The 24,299-nt window shown below is 71.9% G+C and carries 19 protein-coding genes and 1 pseudogene; 13 read left to right on the top strand and 7 right to left on the bottom strand.

Translation table 11 applies throughout. The features are described 5' to 3' along the window. The first annotated feature begins 4 nt into the window (after positions 1-4). Both yczR and JMF97_RS05730 read left to right on the top strand, forming a co-directional pair. Complete coding sequence (gene yczR, locus JMF97_RS05735) at positions 5-1,462, top strand: MocR-like transcription factor YczR (RefSeq protein WP_043721521.1); 1,458 nt, start codon at positions 5-7, stop codon at positions 1,460-1,462. A 56-nt stretch (positions 1,463-1,518) separates the two neighbouring features. Continuing rightward, on the top strand, positions 1,519-2,817 hold the full coding sequence (locus JMF97_RS05730) for a low temperature requirement protein A (RefSeq protein WP_307816783.1): 1,299 nt from the start codon (positions 1,519-1,521) through the stop codon (positions 2,815-2,817). Positions 2,818-2,892: 75 nt separating this feature from the next. Here JMF97_RS05730 and JMF97_RS05725 read toward each other — a convergent pair whose 3' ends face one another. The 3 genes from JMF97_RS05725 to JMF97_RS05715 all read right to left on the bottom strand — a co-directional run bounded on the left by JMF97_RS05725 (position 2,893) and on the right by JMF97_RS05715 (position 6,543). Then, positions 2,893-4,716, bottom strand: coding sequence for an AMP-dependent synthetase/ligase (locus JMF97_RS05725; protein WP_203220557.1), 1,824 nt, complete (start codon positions 4,714-4,716; stop codon positions 2,893-2,895). Positions 4,717-4,855: 139 nt separating this feature from the next. Continuing rightward, complete coding sequence (locus tag JMF97_RS05720; protein ID WP_203220556.1) at positions 4,856-5,788, bottom strand: terpene synthase family protein; 933 nt, start codon at positions 5,786-5,788, stop codon at positions 4,856-4,858. Between the two features lie 125 nt (positions 5,789-5,913). Further along, positions 5,914-6,543 carry a TIGR03085 family metal-binding protein gene (locus JMF97_RS05715; protein ID WP_203220555.1) on the bottom strand — a complete coding sequence of 210 codons (630 nt, stop codon included), beginning with the start codon at positions 6,541-6,543 and terminating at the stop codon, positions 5,914-5,916. Positions 6,544-6,703: 160 nt separating this feature from the next. Here JMF97_RS05715 and JMF97_RS05710 point away from each other — a divergent pair, with 160 nt between their 5' ends. Together JMF97_RS05710 and JMF97_RS05705 are read left to right on the top strand one after the other, a co-directional pair. Next, positions 6,704-8,572, top strand: coding sequence for an ABC transporter ATP-binding protein (locus JMF97_RS05710; RefSeq protein ID WP_203220554.1), 1,869 nt, complete (start codon positions 6,704-6,706; stop codon positions 8,570-8,572). Between the two features lie 112 nt (positions 8,573-8,684). Then, on the top strand, positions 8,685-10,454 hold the full coding sequence (locus JMF97_RS05705; protein ID WP_203220889.1) for an ABC transporter ATP-binding protein: 1,770 nt from the start codon (positions 8,685-8,687) through the stop codon (positions 10,452-10,454). Here JMF97_RS05705 and JMF97_RS05700 read toward each other — a convergent pair whose 3' ends face one another. The 3 genes from JMF97_RS05700 to JMF97_RS05690 all read right to left on the bottom strand — a co-directional run bounded on the left by JMF97_RS05700 (position 10,455) and on the right by JMF97_RS05690 (position 12,617). Further along, positions 10,455-11,060: a TetR/AcrR family transcriptional regulator gene (locus tag JMF97_RS05700; protein ID WP_203220553.1), complete on the bottom strand. Its 606-nt coding sequence runs from the start codon at positions 11,058-11,060 to the stop codon at positions 10,455-10,457. Positions 11,061-11,130: 70 nt separating this feature from the next. Further along, a complete protein-coding gene (locus JMF97_RS05695; RefSeq protein WP_203220552.1) occupies positions 11,131-11,886 on the bottom strand; it encodes an ABC transporter permease in 756 nt (251 codons plus the stop codon). After that, entirely contained in the window at positions 11,886-12,617 is a 732-nt protein-coding gene (locus JMF97_RS05690) for an ABC transporter ATP-binding protein (RefSeq protein ID WP_203220551.1), read from the bottom strand. Before JMF97_RS05690 ends, JMF97_RS05695 begins: the two co-directional genes overlap by 1 nt. Positions 12,618-12,792: 175 nt before the next feature. On the opposite strand from JMF97_RS05690, the pseudogene JMF97_RS31930 reads away from it, so the two are divergent. From JMF97_RS31930 to JMF97_RS05675, 4 genes and pseudogenes are all read left to right on the top strand, one after another. After that, a pseudogene (locus JMF97_RS31930) lies at positions 12,793-13,479 on the top strand (phosphoribosyl-AMP cyclohydrolase); the annotation flags it as partial. 246 nt (positions 13,480-13,725) lie between these two features. Next, positions 13,726-14,154, top strand: a complete 429-nt coding sequence (gene hisI, locus JMF97_RS31080; RefSeq protein ID WP_126711057.1) for a phosphoribosyl-AMP cyclohydrolase — start codon at positions 13,726-13,728, stop codon at positions 14,152-14,154. Further along, positions 14,151-15,704, top strand: coding sequence for an anthranilate synthase component I (locus tag JMF97_RS05680; protein WP_102659138.1), 1,554 nt, complete (start codon positions 14,151-14,153; stop codon positions 15,702-15,704). Before hisI ends, JMF97_RS05680 begins: the two co-directional genes overlap by 4 nt. Before the next feature lie 175 nt (positions 15,705-15,879). Beyond that, complete coding sequence (locus JMF97_RS05675) at positions 15,880-16,434, top strand: Trp biosynthesis-associated membrane protein (RefSeq protein WP_203220549.1); 555 nt, start codon at positions 15,880-15,882, stop codon at positions 16,432-16,434. Positions 16,435-17,589: 1,155 nt separating this feature from the next. On the opposite strand, the gene JMF97_RS05670 is transcribed toward JMF97_RS05675, so the two are convergent. Then, positions 17,590-17,841: a hypothetical protein gene (locus JMF97_RS05670; RefSeq protein WP_203220888.1), complete on the bottom strand. Its 252-nt coding sequence runs from the start codon at positions 17,839-17,841 to the stop codon at positions 17,590-17,592. Between the two features lie 441 nt (positions 17,842-18,282). Between JMF97_RS05670 and trpC the strand changes: the two genes are divergently transcribed. The 5 genes from trpC (at position 18,283) to JMF97_RS05645 (ending at position 23,768) form a co-directional block, all read left to right on the top strand. Next, positions 18,283-19,086, top strand: coding sequence for an indole-3-glycerol phosphate synthase TrpC (trpC, locus tag JMF97_RS05665; protein ID WP_013735045.1), 804 nt, complete (start codon positions 18,283-18,285; stop codon positions 19,084-19,086). 37 nt (positions 19,087-19,123) lie between these two features. Then, on the top strand, positions 19,124-20,383 hold the full coding sequence (gene trpB, locus JMF97_RS05660; protein ID WP_013735044.1) for a tryptophan synthase subunit beta: 1,260 nt from the start codon (positions 19,124-19,126) through the stop codon (positions 20,381-20,383). Continuing rightward, the gene (gene trpA, locus JMF97_RS05655; protein ID WP_203220548.1) at positions 20,380-21,195 is read left to right on the top strand and encodes a tryptophan synthase subunit alpha; all 816 of its coding nucleotides are present in this window, start codon (positions 20,380-20,382) and stop codon (positions 21,193-21,195) included. The genes trpB and trpA overlap by 4 nt, the downstream gene beginning before the upstream one ends. Before the next feature lie 163 nt (positions 21,196-21,358). Further along, positions 21,359-22,570 carry a prolipoprotein diacylglyceryl transferase gene (lgt, locus tag JMF97_RS05650; protein WP_203220547.1) on the top strand — a complete coding sequence of 404 codons (1,212 nt, stop codon included), beginning with the start codon at positions 21,359-21,361 and terminating at the stop codon, positions 22,568-22,570. A 13-nt stretch (positions 22,571-22,583) separates the two neighbouring features. Then, positions 22,584-23,768, top strand: coding sequence for an FAD-dependent oxidoreductase (locus tag JMF97_RS05645; protein ID WP_203220546.1), 1,185 nt, complete (start codon positions 22,584-22,586; stop codon positions 23,766-23,768). The last annotated feature ends 531 nt before the right edge of the window (positions 23,769-24,299 follow it).

The following is a 24,299-nucleotide window of genomic DNA, read 5'->3' as shown; positions in this document are numbered from 1 at the left end:
GGCTGTGACAAGTCAGGTGCGGGGAGCCCAATTGGCCCGCCTGCTCGGGCAATGGCATGCGCTCCCGGGTCGTCGACGCAGTCCGGACTACGCCGCGCTGGCCGGTGCCGTACGGGGCCTGCTCGCCGACGGGCGGCTACCGCTGGGCGTACGCCTGCCGGCCGAGCGGGACCTGGCCGAGGCGCTGCAGATCAGCCGTACCACCGTCACCGCCGCCTACCGCGAGCTGCGCGACAGCGGACACCTGGCCAGCCGGCGCGGCGCGGGCAGCTGGACGATGCTGCCCGGGACGCACCGGGTGGCCAGCAACGGGCTGTGGATCCCGCTGGACGACCGGGAGATGCTCGACCTCGGCGTGGCGGCGCTGGCCGCACCGCCGGAGCTGCTGCCGGCCGCCCGCGCGGCCGCCGAGGACCTGCCGCGCTACCTCGGCGGGGCCGGCTACCACCCGATCGGGATCATCGAGCTGCGGGAGGCGGTGGCACAGGCGTACGTCGACCGTGGGCTGCCCACCTCACCGGACCAGATCATGGTCACCAACGGCACCCAGCACGCGCTGGACCTGGTGCTGCGGCTGGCGCTGGCCCCCGGTGGCAGCGTGCTCGTCGAGTCGCCGAGCTACCCCAACGCGCTGGCCGCGCTCGCCGCCCGACGGGCCCGGATCACCACCCACGGCCTCTCCGCCGAGCTCGACGGCTGGGACGCCGACCTGATGCTCGGCTCGCTGCGCCAGGTGCGCCCGCGCGTCGCGTACCTGATCCCCGACTTCCAGAACCCGACCGGCCACCTGATGCCGGCCGAGCTGCGGGAGCGGCTGGTGGCCACCGCCCACGCGGTCGGCACCGACCTGGTGATCGACGAGTCCTTCGTGGACCTGTCGCTGGACGACGCCGTGCTGCCGCCGCCGACCGCCAGCTTCGACCGGCACTCCCGGGTCGTCAGCATCGGCGGCATGAGCAAACCGTTCTGGGGCGGACTGCGGATCGGCTGGATCCGCGCCTCCGCCCCGCAGGTGCAGCGGCTGGCCGCCGCCCGGGTGGGCGTCGACATGGCGAGCCCGGTCCTGGACCAACTGGTCGCCGTGCACCTGATGGCCGCCGCGCCGGCCATCGTGGCCGCCCGGCGGGCGCAGCTGACCGAACAACGCGACGCGTTGCTCGGCGCGCTGGCCGCGCGGCTACCGGAGTGGCGGGTGAGTGTGCCGCGCGGTGGCGTCACGCTCTGGGCCGAGCTGGACGGGCCGATCTCCAGCGCCCTGGCGCGGGCGGCCGAGGAGGTCGGCGTACGGCTGGCGCCCGGTCCCCGCTTCGGCCTGGACGGCACCCTGGAGCGTTTCCTGCGGCTGCCGTTCACCCTGCCCTCGGCCGACCTGGTCGAGGCGGTCGGACGGATCGCCGCGGTCCGCTACGACCTGGACCGGGGCGGTGCGCCCCGCTGGCGGGAGCCGAGCGTCATCGCCTGAACCGGCACCTGTCGATTCGACCCCGCCGCAGCGGTGCGGGCGGGCAGACTGCCGAGGTGGGCGATGGTGGGCGGGTGGGCTGGTCGCGAGGGGTGTGGCCGAACGCGCCCGGTTCCCGCGTCACCCGCCTGGAACTCTTCTACGACCTGGTCTTCGTCTTCGCCTTCATCCGGGTCACCACGCTCACCGCGGAGACCCCCACCGCCCGTGGGCTGGTGCAGTGCCTGATCGTGCTGGCGCTGCTCTGGTGGGCGTGGACCGGCTTCGCGGTGGTCGGCAACGTGGTCCGTACCGACCAGGGCGTCCTGCCGTTCCTCACGTTCGCCACGACGGCCGCGGCCTTCGTGTTCACCCTCGCCATGTCGCAGGCGTTCCGGGACCGGCCCGGCGACCTTTCCGGCCCGCTGGTCTTCGCCGTCTGCTACTTCGTGGTGCGGGCCAACCAGGTGGCGATCCTCGGCTGGCTCGCCCGCGTCGATCCGGAATTGCGCCGCCGTTTCCTGCTCGTGGCCGGGCGTGGACTGGCCGTCGGGGTGCTGGTGCTGGCCGCCGCACTGCTGCCGCAGTCGTTGACCACCGAGACGGGCGAGATCAGTCTGCGGCTGACGCTGTGGATCGTCGCCCTGGCCGTGGAGTACGGCACCGGGTTGTTGTTGCGGGGCGGCGGCTGGACGGTGCTGTCGGCCGGTCACTGGGCGGAACGGCACGCGCTGATCGTGCTGGTGGCGCTCGGCGAGACGATCATCGCCCTCGGGTTGGGCGGTGGAATCGACATCGAGTCGCCGTTGACCTGGCGGGTGGTCGTCGCGGCGCTGCTCGCCGTGGCGGTGGTCAGCTCGTGGTGGTGGGCGTACTTCGACACCATGGCGTTGGCCATGGAGCAGGTGCTGCACCGCACCCGGGACCGGCTGGCCCGGGCCGTGCTGGCCCGGGACGCGTACACCTATCTGCATCTGCTGCTGGTCGCCGGCCCGATCCTGTTCGCCCTGGGGCTCAAGGGACTGATCGGCGGGCGGGGCACCCCGGAGGGCGAGTTGCCCGTCTTCGATCTGGCGGTGCTCTACGGCGGGGCGGCGACCTACCTGGTCGGGTTGGTGGCGCTCGGCTGGCGGGTGTTGCGCCTGGTGCGGTGGCCGAGCCTGGCCGCGGTGGCCGGGTTGGCGCTGCTGGCGCCGGTCGCCGCGAGGCTGCCGGCGGTGACGGCGCTGGCGCTGCTCACCGGGATCATGCTGGTGGCGACGGTGGTGCAGACGTGGGTGGACGCACCGCTGCGCCGCGAGGTGCGCGAGACGGCGTGGGCCGAGCAGGTCGCCGCCGAGGCCGAGCAGTCCGAGTGGCGCCGACGGCACCTGTGAGCGGCCCGACCTGGCTGCGCGCCGAGCCGGCCCCACGGGCGGGGCCGGCTCGTCCAGGTGCGCGCGGGTGTGCCGTCAGAGCTCGACGACAGTGCCGGTGTACATCTTGTCGATCTCGGTGGAGAAGTTGCTCTCCACCCCGCGACGCTTGATCTTCAACGACGGGGTGATCTCGCCGTCCTCGATGGTCAGGTCACGCGGCAGGATGGTGACCCGCTTGATGGTCTCCCAGCGGTTGAGCTTGCTGTTCAGTTGCGCGACGTACTCCTCGACCATCGCCTTCGCCTCCGGCGAGGCGACGATCTCGGCGTACGGGCGGCCCTCCAGCGGGGTGCCCGCCGCCCAGCCGGCGATGGCGTCCGGGTCGAGCGTGACCAGCATGGTGCAGTAGTTGCGGGCCTGGCCGATGACGACGGCCTGCGAGGTGTACGGGCAGGTCGCCTTGAACATGCCTTCGATGTACGACGGGGCGACGTACTTGCCGCCGGAGGTCTTGACCAGGTCCTTCTTCCGGTCGGTGATGCGCAGGTAGCCGTCGGCGTCGAGGTTGCCGATGTCGCCGGTGCGGAAGAAGCCGTCCTCGGTGAAGGCGGCGGCGGTCTCCTCGGGCAGGTTGTGGTAGCCACGCATCACCGGGCGACCCTTGATCAGGATCTCGCCGTCAGAGTCGATGCGGCACTCCAGATCGCCCATCGCCTTACCCACCGTGCCGATGCGCAGCCCGTCCGGCGGGTTGACGAAGTTGCCGGCGCTGGACTCGGTCAGCCCGTAGCCCTCGGAGATCGGCAGGTTCGCGGCGGCGAAGAAGGTGGCGATCTCCGGGCTGAGCGGGGCGGCCCCCGACACCAGGACCCGGATCCGGCCACCGAGGCGGGCCTGGAGCTTGCTGAAGACCAGCTTCTCGGCCAGCGCGTACTTGAACTTCAGCCCGCCGGGCAGCGGCTTGCCGGCCTGCTCCAGGGCGACCTTCTCCTTGCCGACCCCGACCGCCCAGGCGAAGATCTTCGCCTTCGCGCCACCGGCGTCCTGCGCGGTGGTCACCGACTTGTTGTAGACCTTCTCGAAGACCCGGGGCGCACCGCACATCAGCGTCGGCCGGACCACCGAGAGCAACTCGACCAGCTTGTCGACCCGACCGTCGACGTACGTCGGCAGGCCCACGTGGGTGGCGCCGCAGAGCAACGTCTTGCCGAACGAGTGCGACAGCGGCAGCCAGAGGTACTGCAGGTCGTCCTCGCGCAGCAGCCCGACCGCCTCCTGCGCGACACCCTCCCAGCACCAGCCGCCGTGCAGCAGCTCGACGCCCTTGGGCCGGCCGGTGGTGCCGGAGGTGTAGATCAGGGTGGCCAGGTGCTCGGGACCGATCTTGGCGACCAGGCGTTCGACCAGTTCCGGATCGTCGGCGAGCCGCTCGGTGCCCTGCTGTTCGAGCTGGGCCAGGGTCAGCTGGGGGATGGCCGCCGACGGGTCCGGCTCACCGTCGATGAGGACCACGTGGGTCAGCGCGGGCAGCTGCGCACCGGCGATCTTCGCCGCCTGTCCCGGGTCCTCGGCGAACAACACCTTCGAACCGGAGTCGGAGATGATGTAGGTCGCGTCGTCCGGTTCGGTGGTCGGGTAGACCGTGGTCGTCGCGCCACCGGCGCACATGATGCCGAAATCGGCGATGATCCAGTCGAGTCGCGTGTTCGCCAGGATCGCCACCGGATCCTCCTGGCCGACACCCAGACCGTGCAGACCGGCGGCGACCGCCTTGGCCCGCTCGGCGACCTGGGACCAGGTCAACCAGACCGGGGCATTGTCCGGACCGGGGCGACCGAAAGCGTGACGATCCGGGGTGGCTGCCACGCGCTTGAGGAACATGTCAGGAATGGAGCGGTACGGTACATCGAGAGCCATCGCTGTAGCCGCCTTCAGGGGGGTGGAGGCGTGACCATCGTCACGGCAGTGTTGGTTACCGAAGGGTATTGCCTGTGCGGGGCATCGGCTAGACCTCCGGATCATCCACCAGGCCCGTTTACCGTGCCGAACGCCTGTCTCAGGCGTACCGCTCCGCTGCCAGGGACCAGTCGTAGGTGGCCCGGATCCAGTTCCGTCGCGTCGTCAACGCCGGTCGTACCGCGTCGCCGTGCTGCGCCAACAGGGTGCTCTCGGTGCTCAGATAGGCGCCGAGTTCGTGGTTGAAGCGAGCCGCGGCGGCCCGCATCGCCGCCCGCTCGTCCCCGGTCTCCCGGCTCAGCACGGTGACCAGGTTGTGCGCGTCCGGGCCCGTCCGGTGCTCCTTGCGGTACGAGAAGACGTCGTTGCACCAGCAGATCAGGTTGGCGGCGAGCAACTCCAGGGCGGCCCACTGCGGGTCGGCCCGGCGTTCGACCGGCGGGAGACCGTCCAGGGCCAGGTCGGTCAGGGCGAGGCTGGGGAACACGCCGCCGGTGTGCCGGCGCATCTGCACGTACTCGTGCACCGGAGGCACCCGGTCGTGCTCCCGGTTGGCCGCCTCCCACAGCAGCGCGAGCAGGTATTCCCGCATGGCGGCGGTGAACCGCAGCATCACGGCCGGCCGGCCGTAGGCGCGCACCCGCCGGCACAGGTCGGCCAACGCCAGCCCCAGCGGGCCGGCGGCCGGTACGGTGCCCGGCCCGCCGTGCAGGTCCAGCACGTCCAGCAGGGCTGCCGCCGTGGGCGCAAGACGCGTCGGATCATTGCCCAGACCGTCCTCGTCGCAGGCGTCGTCCATCACAAACAGCCAGGTGATCAGGTCGGAGAGCAGGCGCAGGCGGTCACGGGGTGCCTGTGGGCAGGCCCGGCTGGCGAGCCCGGCGGCGTCGGCCCGATGTAGGCGCTGTCCGTTACTGATCAGCCCTAGCTCTTGTGCCCAGGTTGCGCTTTCCCGAGCCACCACTTCGGTGTCGCCGTGCTGGGACGTGGTGAAGGGGGGCTCGTGCAGTACCGAGAGCGCTAAGGTTCGCATGGAGTTCCCTGTTCCGCCGCCCCCGGAGCGGAGCGGCGCGGCCAGCGTACGGGAGCCTCGATCAACGCAGGGTGTTGGCTGTATAACGTTTCGGTTCTGTTCGCTGGCCGCTTCTGCACATTTGGCTAAAAGCCCAGCTTGGCGTCGCGTAGCCGATCCGCCGGGCCAGGGGCGCCGTCGATCTCCACTTGCGCCACCCGCTGCCGACCGGACAGGAACAGGATCAGCTCGCCCGGCGCGCCCACCAGCCGCAGCGGTTCGCCGCCCCGGCCGGTGGCCACCTCGCCGTGCCCCGGCGCGACGACTGTCAACTGGGCCGGGAACCGGCGTAGCGCCATCCGGGCCAGGGTGGAGCTGCGCCGCCACAGTGCCTGGTCCAGTTCGGCCGGCAACTGGCGCGGCTGCCACTGCGGCTGGGCCCGGCGTACGTCCTCGTGATGGATGAAGAACTCCATCATGTTGGCCAACTCGTCGGTCAACGGGTTGCTCATCGGGCTCCACACCGGAGGGTGGCGTACCTGGTCGAGCAGGTGCGCCCAGTCGCCCGCCGCGACCTGCCGGCGGATCCGCTCGCCGCGATCGCGCAGCGGGGCGAGCACGAGGCCGGCGGCGGCGTCCGGTCGACGCTCGCGTACCACCAGGTGTGCGGCGAGGTCGCGAACCGTCCAACCCTCGTTGATGGTGGGGGCGTCCGGTCCCAACTCTGACATCAGATCGGTGAGCGCCTGGCGTTCGGATCGGGCGTACCGCGGCATGACTGCGATGGTAGGTGCAACTGACCGGTTCTGCCGGGTTCGCCGGCGCGCCGGTTGCTCCGGCCGGGGGTGACGTCGGACATATCACCCGGGGTCGGCGGGACGAGCGGGCAACGGTAAGGATGAGAGAGGATACTGGCGGCTTACGGCGGGGGAGACAGTGGCGAGCGGGACAAGTCGGGACGTGCTCGGTCGCGGGCTGCGCGTCCTGGGACGGGCCATCCGCGAACAGCCGAGGATCTTCGCGGTCGCGGTCAGCGGCAGCGTGCTGTTCGGCGCGATGGTGGTGGCCAGCGCGTTCGTGGTCGGTCGGGTGGTCGGCGACGTGGTGGTCCCGGCGATCGAGAGCGGCTCGGCCGGGGTGAGCGCCCTGGTCATCGCGGCCACCGCGCTGTTCGCGCTCAGCGTGCTGCGGGTGGTCGGCATCTTCGGTCGGCGACTCGGCGCGGGATACATGCAGTACCGCCTGCAGGCCGAATACCGGCGTCGGGTCACCCGCCGCTACCTCGACCTGCCGTTGTCCTGGCACCACCGCAATGCCACCGGCACCCTGCTGTCCAACGCGAACTCCGACGTGGAGGCGGCCTGGCAGCCGATCGCCCCGCTGCCCTTCGCGGTCGGCACGCTGGTGATGTTGGTCGGCGCGGTGTCGTCGCTCTTCTTCACCGACTGGGCGCTGGCCCTGGTCGGGCTGGCGGTCTTCCCGGCACTGTTCGCGCTCAACGTCGCCTACTCCCGGCGGATGGCACCGCGGCAGGCCCGCGCCCAGCGGCTGCGGGCCGAGGTCAGCGGGATCGCCCACGAGAGCTTCGACGGCGCGCTGGTGGTCAAGACGATGGGCCGGGAGAGCCAGGAGACCGCCCGGTTCGCCGACCGGACCGGACAGCTGCGCGACGCGTTGATCTCCGTCGGGCGGCTGCGCGGCATCTTCGATCCGATGCTGGAGACCCTGCCCAGCCTCGGCACCCTGGCGGTGCTGGTGGTCGGTGCGTACCGCCTGCGCCAGGGGGCCATCGACGTGGCGGAGCTGGTCAGCGTGGCCTTCCTCTTCACCGTGCTGGCGTTTCCGGTGCGGGCGATCGGCTGGGTGCTGGCCGAGCTGCCGCGCAGCGTCGCCGGCTGGGACCGGGTCAGCCGGGTGCTCGACGCCACCGGCGAGATGCCGTACGGCGAGCAGCGGCTCGCGCCCACCGCCGCGCCGGCCTCGCTCACCTTCACCGACGTCGGCTTCGCCTACGAGCCCGCCGAGGCGCACCTGCCCGGCACGCAGGTGCTCGGTGAGGTCTCCTTCACCGTCGAGCCCGGCAAGACCGTCGCCCTGGTCGGGCCGACCGGTTCCGGCAAATCGACAATCGCTTCGCTGGCCGTGCGGCTGGTGGACCCGCTGGCCGGCACGGTCCGCATCGACGGGGTGGACGTGCGGCAGTTGACCGCCGATTCCCTCGCCGCCAACGCCGCCCTGGTCGCGCAGGTGCCGTTCATCTTCGACGACACGATCCGGGCGAACGTCTCGCTGGACCGGCCGGGCATCGACGACGAGGTGGTCTGGAGCGCGTTGCGGTTGGCCGAGGCCGACGGCTTCGTCGCCGCCCTGCCCGACGGGCTGGACACCATGGTCGGCGAGCGGGGCACCTCGCTCTCCGGCGGCCAACGGCAGCGCCTCACCCTGGCCCGGGCGCTGGCCGGGCGTCCCCGGCTGCTGGTGCTCGACGACGCGACGAGCGCGGTCGACCCTCGGGTGGAGGCCGCCATCCTGGCCGGGCTGCGCTCGTCGGCGACCGGTGGCCCCGGCGCGTCGATCCTGGTGGTGGCGTACCGCCGGGCCACGATCGCGCTCGCCGACGAGGTCATCTACCTGGAGCAGGGCCGGGTGCTCGCCCGCGGCACCCACTCGACGTTGCTGGCCACCGTGCCGGGCTACGCCGACCTGGTCACCGCCTACGAACAGGCTGAGGTCGACCACGAGAGCACCGCGCAGGACTACGACGAGGTGGCCCCCCTGCCCTCCGGCCTGGAGGTGGACCGGTGACCGCGAGGAACGCAGCGCAGCGGAGTCCCGCGGTCGGGAACGAAAGGTGGGTCCGGTGACCGCGAGGAACGCAGCGCAGCGCAGTCCCGCAGTCGGGAACGACGGTGGACCGGTGGACGCGGCCTCGGAACGGGTCGAGTCGACCTGGGCGACGCTGCGCCGTGGCCTGGCCCTGTCCCCGGAGTTGCGGGTGGGTCTGGCCGGCACGCTCGGTCTGGCGTTGATCTACATGCTCGGCCGGGTGGCCGTACCGGTGGCCGTGCAGCAGGGCATCGACCGGGGCATCGTCGGTGGGCTGGACCTGAACGCCCTGTTCGTCGTGGTGGCGGTGACCGCTGCCGTGCTGGTGGTGACCACCGCCTGCGGCTACCTGATGATGCGACGACTGTTCACCGTCAGCGAGACCGCGCTGGCCGGCGTACGGGTGCGGGCCTTCCGGCACGTGCACGACCTGTCGATGTTGCACCAGCAGTCCGAGCGGCGGGGTTCGCTGGTGTCCCGGGTGACCAGCGACGTCGACCAGATCACCCAGTTCCTCCAGTGGGGTGGCGTGATCCTGCTGGTCAACCTGGGGCAGTTGGCGGTCACCACAGTGGTGATGCTGGCGTACTCCTGGCAGTTGACCCTGGTGGTCTTCGCCGCCTTCGTACCGGCGGTCCTGGTGATCCGGCTGCTCCAGCGCCGACTGGCCGCCGCGTACGGGGTGGTCCGGCAGCGGACCGGCGCGTTGCTCGGCGCGGTCGGTGAGAGCGTGGTGGGCGCGCCGGTGATCCGGGCGTACGGCATCGCCGGGCGCACCGCCCGGCGGCTGGACCAGGCGATCGACAGTCAACGGCAGGCCCAGCAGAAGGCGATCCGGATCAGCATCCTGGGCAGCTCGGTCGGCGAGTTGGCCGCCGGGGTGGCGCTGGCCGGGGTGGTGGTCGTCGGTGTGCTTCTCGGCGCCGACCAGACGCTGAGCATCGGTGAGATCACCGCGTTCCTGTTCCTCGTCACGTTGTTCATCCAGCCCGTGCAGATCGCCACGGAGGTGCTCAACGAGGCGCAGAACGCGATCGCCGGCTGGCGTCGGGTGCTGGATGTGCTGGACGTGTCCCCGGACGTGGCCGACCCGGGCGAGCAGGGGCGGGAGTTGCCGCCCGGCCCGCTGGACATCCGGTTCGCCGGGGTGAGTTTCGCCTATCCGAACGGCCCGACGGTGCTGCACGACGTCAGCCTGGAGATCCCGGCGAAGAGCCGGGTGGCGGTGGTCGGCGAGACCGGCAGCGGCAAGACCACCTTCGCCAAGCTGCTCACCCGGCTGATGGACCCGACGCAGGGCGACGTGCTGCTCTCCGGGGTGCCACTGACCGACGTCCGGTTCGACTCGCTGCGTTCCCGGGTGGTGATGGTGCCGCAGGACGGCTTCCTGTTCGACGCCACCGTCGCCGACAACGTCCGCTTCGGCCGCCCCGAGTTGACCGACGAGCAGCTCACCGCCGCCTTCACCGAGTTGGGGCTGAGTGACTGGCTGGACGGCCTGCCGGCCGGGTTGGCCACCGGGGTCGGCGAGCGTGGTGAGGCGTTGAGCGTGGGGGAGCGGCAGCTGGTCGCGTTGGCCCGGGCGTACGTCGCCGATCCGGACCTGCTGGTGCTTGACGAGGCGACGAGCGCCGTCGACCCGGCCACGGAGGTCCGGCTGCAACGGACCCTGGACGCGGTGACCCGGGGCCGGACCACCCTGGCCATCGCGCACCGGCTATCCACGGCGCAGAGCGCCGACGAGGTGATCGTGGTGGACCGGGGCCGGATCGTGCAGCGCGGTCCGCACGACGAGTTGGTCGCCGACCCGGATTCGGTCTACGGCCTGCTCTACGCCTCCTGGCTGGAACAGACCCGCTGATCAGCCCGGCCCGTCGGGGAGCGGGGCGGTGAGGTAGCGCCCGATGGTGGGGGCGATCGCGGCGACCAGGACCTCGGGGTCGGCGGTGGCGATCGGCTCCAGCCGGATCACGTGCCGCATCACCGCCAACCCGACCAGCTGGCTGGCCATCAGTGACCCGCGTAGCGGCACCTCCGCCGGGTCGACATCGACGTGGTCGAGGATCGGACGCAGCACGTGGATGGTGACGAACTCGCGCAGCAGCCGGGCGGTCCATTCGTTGCTGACCGCGGAGCGCAGCATGGCGATCCCGGCGGTGCCGGCGGGGGAGTCCCACACCGACAGGAAGGTCCGCACGATCCGTTCGCCGAGGCCCGCGCGGTCACCGGCGAGCACCGCGGGCAGCACCTCCCGGGGGTCGAACGGCGCTTGCATGGCGGCCAGGAAGAGCTGGTCCTTGCTGCCGAAGTAGTGGTGCACCAGGGCCGGGTCCACTCCGGCGGCGGCGGCGATGGCCCGGATCGTGCTGCCGTCGTACCCCCGCTGCCCGAAGGTGGCCCGGGCCGCGTCGAGGATCGCCTCGCGGGTCGCCGGGTTGCCGGGGCGTCGACCGGTCCGCCGTGCCATCGTCCTCCTGTCGCCGGATGCCACGCCGCGTCCGGGCCCGGGGCCGACCCGGACGCCCGGACGCGAGGTGTCAGCTGCTGCGTCGTCGCAGGGTGGCCGCGGCGAGCAGCAGCGCCAGCACCGCCACGGCGGCGACCACGGCCACGTCGCGCCACATCGTCGCGGTCGGCTCGGCGTGCGCGCCCACCTCTTGAAGAGCCTCGACGGCGTACGTCAGGGGCAGCGCGTCGCTGACCGCCTGCAACCAGCCGGCCATCTGCTCCCTCGGTACGAACAGCCCGCAGAGCAGCAACTGCGGCGCGACCACGACCGGCATGAACTGTACGGCCTGAAATTCGGTGCGGGCGAAGGCGCTGCACAGCAGCCCGAGCGCGACGGCGAGCACTGCGTTCAACGCGGCGATCATGATCACCAGCCCGCTGCTGCCGGCGGTGTGCAGGCCGAAGACCCAGTACGCCACGGCCGAGGCGATGGTGGCCTGTACCGCGCCGGCCAGCCCGAAGGCGATGCCGTACCCGAAGAGCAGGTCGGCCTTGGCCAGCGGGGTGGTCAGCAGTCGTTCCAGCGTGCCGCTGGTCCGCTCGCGGAGCATGGCGATGCTGGTCACCAGGAACATGATGATGAACGGGAAGAAGCCGAGCATGACCAGCGCGATCCGGTCGAAGGCGGACGGCGTTCCCGGCACGCGGGGCTGGTCGGCGTACATGTAGTAGACGAGCGTGAGCAGCACGGTGGGCACCACCACGAGCAGGGCCACCGTACGCCGGTCGTGGCGCAGTTGACGCAGGATGCGTCCGACGGTGGCGACGAGAATCCGGCTGTTCATCACGCCTCCCCGGCCTGGTTCGTCTCGGCCGCCCTGATCAGCCGCAGGAACGCCTCGTCGAGGTCGTCCACCCCGGCGGCGGACCGGACGGCGTCCGGCGTGTCGTCGGCGACCAGCCGTCCGGCGCGGATCAGCAGCAGCCGGTCGCAGCGGGCCGCCTCGTCCATCACGTGGCTCGACACCAGCAGCGTCGTCCCGGTCGCGGCCAGTTCGTGGAAGCGGGCCCAGAGGTCGGCGCGCAGCACCGGATCCTGACCGACCGTCGGTTCGTCGAGCACGATCAACTCCGGGTCACCGACAAGTACGCAGGCCAGTGATGCCCGGCTGCGCTGCCCACCGGAGAGGTTGCCCACCAACTGTCGTGCCGCGGGCGCCAGGCCCACGTCGGCCACGGCCCGGTCCGCCTCGTCCGCGCCCCGGCCGTGCAGGGCGGCGAAGTAGCGGGCGTTCTCCCGGACCGTGAGGTCGGCGTAGACGCTCGGCGCCTGGGTCAGGTAGCCGACCCGGTGCCGCAGACCCGCCGAGCCGGCCGGCTGACCCAGCACGGTCACCGCGCCGGCCGTGATCACCTGCACCCCGACGATCGCCCGCATCAGGGTGGTCTTGCCGCTTCCGCTCGGCCCGAGCAGCCCGGTGACCGAGCCACCGGGGACGACGGCGTCGATGCCGTCCAGAACTCGCCGTCCGCCCCGGTCCACGACCAGGCCCCGGACGGCGATCGCGTCGACCATCGTCCACCTCCGCACAAACTCATCAACTGTTGAAATCAACGCTAGTTGAATTAGGTCGATCGGGAAAGGCCGGAAGTGAATCGCGGGGCGATACCACGGGCAACTAATGATTTAACGGACACCGAGTCCGTCATCGGGCATTGCACCTAGATCGGACCTGCGGCAGGATGGCGCAGTGGATCACGCTCCGTCATCGGACAGTCGATTCTTCGACGACTGGACCGCACGGCTGCGGGCGAGCGCCGACCGACCCGTGGTGGGCATTCTGCTCCGCGGCAGCCACGCCCGTCGGGCCGCCACCGCCCACAGCGACGTCGACGTCGACGTTCTGGTCGGCGGTGGTGCGCCGTACGCGGCCCGCCGGGCCTACATCGCGGAGCATTCCGGCCGGCTGACCCACGTCTCGGTCGCGGCTCGGGACATCCGGTCGTGGGTGACCCGACTGGGCGAACCGGCCGACTGGGCGTTCGGCCTGCCCGTGACGGCCCCCGCCCGGCTGCTGTGGGCGGATCCGCGCTGGCGGGCCCGCATCGACCTGCCGGTGCTCTGCCAGCCGGCCGACGAGCCACGGCTGGAGGAACTGATCGCCAGCCTCGGCAAGGTGGCCTCGGCCCGGGACGCCGACGACCGGCTCGGGGTCCGGCTGGCCGCCGCCGACCTGGCGCGGCTCTGCCCCTCGGTGCTGCGACTGGCCAATCCCTCCGTACGGGTGGTGTCCCGCCGGTCGGCGTTCACCGCCGCGCTCGACCTGCCGGTGGCACCCGCAGGCTACCGCGAGGACATGCTGCGCTGTCTCGGGTTGCGGCCCGGCTCGACCCGCCAACTGTGGGCCGCCGCAGCACGCCTGGTGGCCGGCACCCTCCCGTTGATCCGCCCGTACGCCGCCGAGGTGGCGGAGGTCGGCGGCGCGGATCTCGCCGCCGCCCTGCTCGACGGCCGGCTGGACCGCTACGTGGCCCAGCTGGGTCACCCCGTGGTCCCGCCCCAGCACACCGGCCAGGAGTCCGCCGCCGTGCCGTCGCCCGGTCGCGAGTCGACCGGGGTGGTGTCGTCCGACGGTCGGGAGGCCGCTGGGGTACCCGCTCCGCGTGCGGAACAATGGCTAACTGTGCCCGTACCTGACGCGCCGGTGACCGGCGCCCACCGCGAAGCGTCGCCTCCGCCCGGCGGCCCGGACCGGCCGTCCCGGCTCGACCCGGCGATCGCCGCCCGGCTGCGCCGGACCCCCGACGGCCTGGTGGCCGCCGTGGTCCGTCAGCACGACAGCGGTGAGGTGCTGATGGTCGCCTGGATGGACGACGAGGCCCTGCACCGCACCCTGACCACCGGCCGGGCCACCTACTGGTCGCGCAGTCGCCGGGAGTACTGGGTCAAGGGCGCCACCTCGGGCCACCACCAGTACGTCCGCTCGGTCGCGCTGGACTGCGACGGCGACGCCGTGCTGGTCAGCGTCGACCAGGTGGGTGCCGCCTGCCACACCGGGCAGCGCACCTGCTTCCACACCGAGCTTCCGGTCACCGGCGAGGTGACCTCGTGACCGACGGCCGGGTGAGCCCCGACGAGACCACCTTCACCGAACTGGCGGCCCGCTGGCGGGTGGTGCCGGTGACCCGCCGGCTGCTCGCCGACGCGGAGACCCCGGTCGGGGTCTACCGCAAGCTCGCCGGTGGCCCCGGCACCTTCCTGCTGGAATCCGCCGAACAGGGCGTCGGCTCGGCGGGGCTGGCCTGGGCCCGGTACTCCTTCGTCGGCGTACGCAGCAGCGCCACCCTGGTCGAACGGGACGGCGCGGCGGCCTGGCTCGGCACGCCCCCGGCCGGCCTGCCGACCACCGGCGACCCGGTCGAGGTGCTGCGGGCCACGGTGGCCGCGCTGGCCGGCCCGCCCGGCGACCCGCAGGGCGGGATGCCGCCGCTGACCGGGGGCATGGTCGGCTACCTCGGCTACGACCTGATCCGGCGGTTCGAGCGGCTGCCCGCGCTCACCGAGGACGACCTGGCCGTACCCGAACTGGGCATGATGCTCGCCACCGACCTGGTGGTGCTCGACCACTTCGACGGCTCGGCGATCCTGGTCGCCAACGCGATCCTGCCCCCGCAGGACGAGCCGGGCCGCGAAGCGCTCGTCGCCGCCGCGTACCACCACGCGGTGGGCCGGCTGGACGCGATGACCACCGCGCTGTCCCGGCCCATCCCGCCGATGGTCTCCACGGTGCACCGCCCACCCGTCGGCGAGGTACGCAGCCGTACCCCCGACGGCGGCTACCCCAAGGCGGTCGAGGCGGCCAAGGAGGCGATCCGGGCCGGCGAATGCTTCCAGATCGTGCTGGCCCAACGCTTCGAGCGGGACACCGCCGCCGACCCGCTGGACGTCTACCGGGTGCTGCGCACCACCAACCCCAGCCCCTACATGTACCTTCTGCGCTTCGACGACTTCGACATCGTCGGCTCGTCGCCCGAGGCGCACCTGAAGGTGACAATCGAGGACAGCGGCGAGCGACGAGCCCTGCTGCACCCGATCGCCGGCACCCGCCCGCGCGGCGCGACCCCGGAGGCCGACGCCCGCCTCGCCGCCGAACTGCTCGCCGACCCGAAGGAACGGGCCGAGCACGTCATGCTCGTCGACCTGGGCCGCAACGACCTGGGTCGGGTCTGCCGACCCGGCACCGTCGAGGTGCCGGAGTTCGCCACCATCGAGCGGTACAGCCACGTCATGCACATCGTCTCGACCGTGGTCGGCACCCTGCGCGAGGACCGCACGGCCTTCGACGCGCTGGCCGCGACGTTCCCGGCGGGCACCCTCTCCGGCGCCCCCAAGGTGCGCGCCATGGAGATCATCGAGGAACTCGAACCGGTACGCCGAGGCCTCTACGGCGGCACGGTCGGCTACTTCGGCTTCGGCGGCGACCTCGACATGGCCATCGCGATCCGGACCGCCCTGATGCGCGCCGGCCGCGCCTACGTCCAAGCCGGTGCCGGCGTGGTGGCCGACTCCGACCCGGCCGCCGAGGACCAGGAAACCCGCAACAAGGCCGCCGCAGTACTGGCAGCCATCGCCGCCGCCGAAACCCTGAGAGCAGCCCGATGACCGTTCATCCTCACCTGCCCGACGTCTCCGCGCCCCCGCATTCCGACACTCTGCCCGGGTTCGGTGCGTTCAGCGTGCTCGGTGCGCTGACCGGGTGCGGTGCGTTGACCGGGTTCGGTTGTGAGTGGGCAGGTTGTTGGCGCGGTGATTGCGGGTGACGGGTCCGGTGAGTGAAATGACAACCTCCGAGGTGGCGCGGCGGGTGCCCGAGCGGCGTGAGTTGGCGTACGCCGTGCTGCTCTGCCTGGCGGGCGCGGGGCTGGCGCTCTGGGCGGTGACCCGCACCTGGGTGGTGGACTCCACCACGTCGTCCGCCCTCGACGAAGGGGGTACCGGCGCGGGACTGCTGCCCTGGCTGCCGGCGCTCGCCCTGGTAGGGCTGGCCGGCGGGGGAGCGGTGCTGGCCACCGGAGGTTGGCTGCGCCGGGTGCTCGGTGCGCTGCTGGCGGCGTTCGGCCTCGCCCTGGCCGGCGGTGGCGGCTACGGGCTGCTGGCGGACCTCGGCGACCAGGTCAGTTCGCAGTGGCCCGCGCTCACCCTGCTCGGTGGCCTGATGGCGACGGCCGGCGGGGCGTTGACCGCGCTGCGCGGAAACCGTTGGCCGGCGATGAGCGCCCGCTACGAACGCCGATCGCGGCGGGACGCCGACACGTCCGGCCCCATCCAGGGTGCCGGCACCGTGGACGCCTGGGAGGCATTGGACCGAGGCGAAGACCCCACGATGCGCTGAGCCCTCCGTAGCCCTCCCGGACGGCACAGTCATGGGTGACATGCCGACCGAGCAGAAGCAGCAACAGCCAACCAGCCGCGAGGGGCAACCCGGCCCAGCCGACCGTCAGGTCCTGCGGCCAGTCAGGTCCTGCGGCTGTCGGGTCCTGCGGCCGTCAGATCCTGATGATTTGGTCCGGTGGGCGTCAGGTCCTCACGGTTACGTCCGGTGGGCGTCAGGTCCTGACGGTTCGGTCCTGCGGGCGTCAGGTCCCGACGGTCAGGTCCTGCGGGCGTCAGGTCCCCGGACGTTGCGCGTTGGGGCATCGGGTGCCCGGCGGTGAGCTTTGCGTCGGCCAGGACGCCACCAAAGTCCAGCAGAAGCGCCCAAGCGCTCATACTTCGAGACCAGCGATCCATAATTTGAGATCGGCAGCCAAGGTCACGCTCGATCTGGGATCGAGTGGCAAAGAATCGCGGTGAGACCACTCGATCCCAGATCGAGCGTGATCATGGGAATCCGCCGTGGTCGGGCACCCGGCTCTCGATCGGGTCGGGTCCCAACCAGCCCATGGCAGCAATGTGGGCAGGGCGATGAGGGTCTGGTGGGCGTTGGAAGCCGCGTCGCCCCACTCGCCCAGCTGGCCGCTCGCCCAGTGGGCCGCTCAACTCAGTGGCCGCTCGCCTCAGTGGCCGCTTTCAGTGGGCCAGCTGGTCGATCGCCCGCGGGTCAGGTGGGCCGGTCGTCGGCATGTCGGGTGGACGCTGGGCGTCGAGCGGCCGACCGCAAGCAGGTGTGCTCAATTCGTGAGATCCGTGACCCGCAATCTGGGATCGGCGACCATGGTCACGCTCGATCCCGGATCGAGTGGCAAGGAATCGCCGTAAGGCCACTCGATCCCAGATCGAGCGTGATCATGAGAAGCTGCCGCCGGCGGGTGTGCAGTGCAGGCAGGTCAGTGGCCGGCGTGGAATTGCTCGGTGAGGCGCGGCCCAGTCCCGCGATCTGTTGCTCGGTGGAACGACCTCAGTAGGCGACCAGTTGTTCGGTCGAGCGCGGCTCAGTTGGCCCATCAGCGCCCCGGTCAGCGGTCAGGTGGCAACCTGTTGATCGGTGGAGCGCAGCCGGGTGGACGACCTGCTGATCGGCGGAGCTGGCGAGTTGTTGAGCGGCTGGTCAGCTGACGGGTTGCTGGTCGCGGGTGCGGGCGGCGGCGAGTTCGGCGACCAGTTGGTTGAGGGCGGCGCGTTGGTCGGCGCGGGCACGGTCGGCGCAGATGGCTTCCCAGGCGTTGCCCTGTGCGGTCCGGATCCGGGTCGGACCGACCACGGCGCGCTCGACCGTGTGGACGACACCGACGGCGAGCGACGCGACGGTACGCGAGATGGTGGTGAGTCCGATGGTCTGGTGCGGCGCGGAGGAACTCATGAGAACCCCGAAGAGATCGTCGTGGTAGAGGGGCAAGCGCGTCATTGAGTCTGCCCGAGAACGATGCTGCGCGGCTCACGTTTCGTAGTGATGACTGCAACGTCAACTCTGCGGTAGCGGCCCTGACCAGGCAAAGGGCCGTTCGTCCTTGAGCTAGCTCACAGCATCGACGGCGGTCATCGCGGGTCGTGGGTTCCCGTCGGCCGAGCCTGCGCATGGGTGTCTGTCGATGTGGTGGTGACGTAGAGTCACGGTACGTTTGCGCAAGTCGGCCATTATGCCCGAGCCATTTCGTGAGGAGCGCCATACCCCCGGCGGGCGGTGCCTGGCAGAGCCACCTAGCATCGGCCCATGACACCCGGAGAGGGGAGTCCGTTGGTGACTGCTGAGCATGCGCACGCGGAGGGGGACAAAGCCGGTTCGTCGGCCGCCCCGACCAGCGTGCTCGACGAGATCCTGGCCGGCGTCCGCGAGGACGTGGCCCGGCGGCAGGAGCAGGTTCCGCTGGAGCGGATCCGCGAACTCGCCGCCGCCGCACCACCGCCGTTGGACGCGTACGCGGCCCTGCGGCGGCCGGGCGTCGCCGTCATCGCCGAGGTGAAGCGCTCATCGCCGTCCAAGGGCCAGTTGGCGGAGATCGCCGACCCGGCCGAGCTGGCCGGCGAGTACGCCGCCGGCGGGGCCCGGGCGATCAGCGTGCTCACCGAAGGGCGCTGGTTCGGTGGCTCGCTGGACGACCTCGCCTCGGTGCGGGCGGCGGTGAACATCCCGGTGCTCCGTAAGGACTTCGTGGTCTCCAGCTACCAGGTGCACGAGGCCCGTGCGCACGGCGCGGACCTGGTGCTGCTGATCGTCGCCGCGCTGGAGCAGAACGTGCTGGTCGGCCTGCTGGAGCGGATCGAGTCGCTGGGCATGACCGCGCTGGTCGAGGTGCACGACGAGGAGGAGGCCGACCGGGCTCTGGAGGCCGGTGCGCAGGTGATCGGCGTCAACGCCCGCGACCTGCGTACCTTGGAGGTCGACCGGTCGGTGTTCGAGCGGATCGCACCGGGGCTGCCGAGCAGCGTCGTCAAGATCGCCGAATCCGGCGTACGCGGTCCGCACGACCTGATCCGGTACGCCTCCGCGGGCGCCGACGCGGTCCTGGTCGGTGAGGGCCTGGTCACCAAGAAGAGTCCCCGCGAGGCGGTGGCCGAACTGGTCAACGCCGGAAACCACCCGGCCACGCCCCGCCCGGTGCGCTGACGTCGTACCGGTTGTCCTTCGAGGGAGAGGTTCCCCGATGAGCGCAGGTCACGGCAGGAGTACCGCGGAGTCGGCCGGCCCGGCGGCGCAGTTCCCGGACGCCGCCGGTCACTTCGGTCGGTTCGGCGGGCGGTTCGTGCCGGAGGCGCTGGTCGCGGCCCTGGAGGAACTGGACGTCGCGCACCGTACGGCGATGGCCGACGAGGCGTTCCGCGCCGAGTTCGGCGCGCTGCTGCGCGACTACGCGGGCACCCCGTCGCTGCTGTACGAGGCCCGCCGCTTCTCCGCCCGCGCCGGTGCCCGGGTGCTGCTCAAGCGCGAGGATCTCAACCACACCGGCGCGCACAAGGTCCGCAACGTGCTCGGCCAGGCGTTGCTCACCCGGCGGATGGGCAAGAAGCGGGTGATCGCCGAGACCGGCGCCGGTCAGCACGGCGTCGCCACGGCCACCGCCGCCGCCCTGTTCGACCTCGACTGCGTGGTGTACATGGGGCAGGTCGACACCGAGCGGCAGGCGCTGAACGTGGCCCGGATGCGGATGCTCGGCGCCACCGTCGTCCCGGTGACCACCGGCAGCCGTACGCTCAAGGACGCGATGAACGAGGCGATGCGCGACTGGGTCGCGAACGTCGACGACACGCACTACCTGATCGGTACGGCCGCCGGCCCGCACCCGTTCCCGGCGCTGGTCCGCGACTTCGTCCGGGGCATCGGCGACGAGGCCCGGCAGCAGTGCCTCGACCTGACCGGCGCGCTGCCGGACGCGGTGACCGCCTGCGTCGGCGGCGGCTCGAACGCGCTGGGCATCTTCCACGCCTTCGTCGACGACCCGCAGGTGCGGCTGTACGGCTTCGAGGCCGGCGGCGAGGGGGTGGCCAGCGGCCGGCACGCGGCCAGCATCACCGGTGGCTCCGCGGGCGTCCTGCACGGCACCCGCACCTACGTGCTCCAGGACGCCGACGGGCAGACGGTCGAGTCGCACTCGATCTCCGCCGGCCTGGACTATCCGGGTGTCGGCCCGGAGCACGCCTGGTTGCACGACACCGGGCGGGCCAGCTACCTGCCGATCACCGATGACGAGGCGATGGCGGCGTTCGAGCTGCTCTGCCGTACCGAGGGCATCATTCCGGCGATCGAGAGTTCGCACGCGCTCGCCGGCACCCTGGCCATCGCCGGGAAGCTCGCCGCCGAGCTGGGTCGCCAGCCCACCATCGTGGTCAACCTCTCCGGCCGGGGCGACAAGGACGTGCACACCGCCGGCGGGTACTTCGGCATCCTGGACGGGGAGTCGGCATGAGCGAGCAGAGCCGGATCGGGGTGGTCTTCGACAAGGCGAGGGCGGAGGGTCGGGCGGTGCTGATCGGCTGCATGCCGGCCGGATTCCCCACCGTCGAGGGCAGCATCACGGCGATGAAGGCGATGGTGGCGGCCGGGGTCGACGTGATCGAGCTGGAGATTCCGTACTCCGACCCGGTGATGGACGGTCCGGTCATCCAGCGGGCCAGCGACATCGCGCTGGCCGGGGGCGTACGCACCCGGGACGCGTTGCGGATCATCGAGGAGGTCACCGCCACCGGCGCGCCGGTGGTCACGATGACCTACTGGAACCCGATCGAGCAGTACGGCGTGGACGCGTTCGCCCGGGATCTCGCCTCGGCCGGTGGCACCGGACTGATCACGCCCGACCTGATTCCCGAGGAGGCCGGCGAGTGGCTCGCCGCCTCGGACGCCCACGGGCTGGACCGTACGTTCCTGGTCGCGCCCTCGTCGACGGACGAGCGGCTGGCGATGACCGTCGAACACTGCCGCGGTTTCGTCTACGCCACCGCCCTGATGGGCGTGACCGGTGCCCGTACGCAGACCTCGGAGGCGGCGCCCCTGCTGGTGTCCCGGGTCCGCACGGTGACCGACCTGCCCGTCGGCGTCGGCCTCGGCGTGGGCACCGGCGCCCAGGCGGCCACCGTCGCCGGCTACGCCGACGGCGTGATCGTCGGCAGCGCCCTGATCCGCTGCCTCCTCGACACCCCCGACGAACCCACCGCCCTCAAAGCCCTGACCACCCTCACCACCGCCCTGGCCACCGGCGTCCGCCACCCCGCGACCCCCTAACCCCCACACCCCTTTTCCCGCCGATCATGCACTTTTGGTCGCCCGTATGACTGGAATGTCGGGGTTTGTGGGGGCGGGAAGTGCAAGATCGCGGGGAGTGGGGGTGGTCGCGGTGGGTGGGCCGGGGTGACGGTGGGGGGGTTGGCAGCGGTAGGGTGCGCGCGTGAGTCTCGCCTCGCCGACGTACCTTGCCGCCATCCCCAGCCCGAGCACCGCCGTGTGGCACCTCGGGCCGATTCCCCTGCGGGCGTACGCGCTGTGCATCATCGCCGGCATCGTGGTGGCCTGCTGGGTCACCGACCGGCGACTGCGCCAGCGTGGGGTCGCTCCCGGCGCGGTGCTGGACATCGCCCTGTGGGCGGTGCCGGCCGGCATCATCGGCGCCCGGATCTACCACGTGATCACCTCACCCGCGGCGTACTTCGGCACCGGCGGTGACCCGATCAAGGTCTTCTACATCCACGAGGGTGGGCTCGGGATCTGGGGCGCGGTCGCCGGTGGCGCGGTCGGCGCCTGGCTGGCCGCCCGGCAGTTGGGCATCCCCTTCGCGGTGGTCGCCGACGCGCTGGCACCCGGCCTGCCCCTGGCGCAGGCGGTCGGCCGGCTCGGCAACTGGTTCAACAACGAGCTCTACGGCAGCCGGACCGACCTGCCGTGGGGCCTGGAGATCCACCGGATGGACGGCGGGCAGGCGCTGCGCGACGAGGCGGGCCGGCCGATCCTGGAGGAAGGGCTCTACCACCCGACCTTCGCCTACGAGGCGCTGTGGAACGTCGGCGTCGCGGCGCTTGTCTTCTTCCTCGACCGCAAGCTGCGGCTCGGCCGAGGCCGGGCGTTCGCGCTGTACGTGATGGGCTACACCGCCGGCCGCTTCTGGATCGAGATGATGCGCACCGACGAGGCGAACACCATCCTCGGCGTACGCCTCAACGTCTGGACCGCCGCGCTGGTCTTCCTCGGCGCGCTGGCGTACTTCCTGCTGGTCCGCGGCCCGCGCCAGTACCTGATCCCGATCGGCGCCTCCGTCGCTACCTCGACGGCGGCCACCGACGTCTCCCAGGTGGACCTGTCCGCCCGGCAGGCGAGCGAGCAGCCGGTCGCGCCGGACGGCTACCGGGTGGTCAGCGAGGAGCAGTTCCGCCACTGGCAGGAAACCGGCGAGGCGCCACCCGAGCCCACCGGCGCTTCCGATACGGGCACCGCCACCGGCGCTTCCGGGACGGGCACCGCCTCGACCGGCGACGCCGCGACGGGTGAGTCGGTGACTGCCGCGGGCCGGTCCGACGATGCGGTTACGGCCGAGGAGCGGCCAGGCGACGCGGCCACCGACGGTGGTGCGGCCGCCTCGGCTCGGCCCGCCGAGCGCGACAGCTGAACGAGGGGGCGGTATGCGGACCGCGGTGGTGGTCGGCGGCGGGTTGGGTGGCCTCGCGGTCTCGGGTGCGCTGGCCCGATCCGGCTGGCAGGTCACCCTCCTGGAACAGGCCGACCGGATCCGCCCGGAACCGACAGCCGTCGTGCTCTGGCCGAACGGGGTCCGCGCCCTCCGTGCCCTCGACCTCGGCGCCGGCCTGGACGCGGTCGCCACGGCGCTGCCCGATGGTGGGGTACGCCGCCCCGACGGTCACTGGCTGGTCCAGCCGCGTCCGGTCCCGGTCGAGCGGCTGCCCGTCGTGGTGCACCGGGAGGACCTGCACGACGCGTTGATCGCAGGGCTGGGTGACCGGGTCGAGCTGCGTACCGGGGTGACCGTACGAACGGTACGAGCGGCACCGGGTGCCCGCCCGGCGGTCGGCGACGGCCGGCACATGTACGAAGCCGACCTGGTGGTGGCGGCGGACGGCGTCGACAGCGTGATCCGTCGTCAGATCGCCCCCGGAGCCAACGTGGTCAGCTCCGGATGCGCCGCCTGGCGGGCGGTGATCCCCTGGTACCGGGCACCCAACCTGTCCGAGTCGGTCAGCGGCGAGATCCTCGGCGCGGGTTACCGCTTCGTGGCCGCCTCGCTGGGTGAGCGGGGCTCCTCCGGCGCTTCCAGCCGGGGCGGCATCTACTGGATGGCCACCGCCGCGGGCGCTGCCCGCCCCGAGCCGCCGCAGACCCAGTTGGCGCTGCTGCGCCGCTGGTACGCCGGCTGGCCCGGGCCCGTCGAGGAGTTGCTGGCCGCCACCGAGCCCGACGACCTGGTGCAGCAGGAGATCCGTGAGCTGCGCCCGTTGCCGAAGGCGTACGGCTTCCCGCTCGGACCGGGCGGGGTGGTGCTGCTCGGCGACGCGGCCCACGCCATGCCGCCGCATCTCGGCCAGGGAGCGTGCCTCGCCTTCGAGGACGCCGCGACGCTCGCCGCATTGCTACGCGAGTCGACGCTGCCCGACGCGGTGCTCGCGTACGACCGGGCGCGTCGCCCCCGCGCGGCCGCCGTGGTCCGTCAGACCCGTCGAATGTCCGCCGTGCTGCAGACCCGAGGCCGACTGGCCCTGCGCGCCCGCGACGTCGCCCTCAACACCATCACCCCGCGCATCCTCGGCACCGCCGCCACCGTAGCCGCCCAATGGCGCCCCCCACCCCCCTAACCCCACCCGCCCCCACCCTCCCCTCCCCACTCACCCGCACCCCTCCCCGCCGCCCCGCACCCTCGCCCCTCTCGCGGCGTCGATCATGCAGTTCTGGTCGGTGCAAAGGTGGCATAACGGGATCAAGGGGCGACTGAAAGTCCATGATCGCGGAGTGCGGCGGGGCGGGGCTGGTGCGGGAGTGCGCCCGCTCGCTCGCGTCCCCGCAGCTCTTGCGACGTCGATCATGTAGTTCTGGTCGGTGCAAAGGGTGGCAAAGCTGGACTAATGGGCGACCAAAGGTCCATGATTGCGAAGTGCGGCATGGGCACGCGGGAGTGCGTCCGCTCGTCCGCGTCCCCGCAGCTCTTGCGACGTCGATCATGCAGTTCTGGTCGGCGCAAAGGTGGCATAACGGGATGAACGGGCGACCGAAAGTCCATGATCGCGGAGTGCGGCATGGCTGGCGCGGGAGGGCGGCTGGGCGGGGCGGGTGCGCGGCGGGGGTGGGGGCACGGCGCGGCGGGTGGTGGGGGCACGGCGGGGCGGGTG

This window comes from Micromonospora fiedleri (assembly GCF_016774385.1).
Lineage (GTDB): Bacteria > Actinomycetota > Actinomycetes > Mycobacteriales > Micromonosporaceae > Micromonospora > Micromonospora gifhornensis.
Note: the sequence above shows the minus strand (reverse complement) of the source record. Positions and strands in the feature narration are given on the sequence as shown.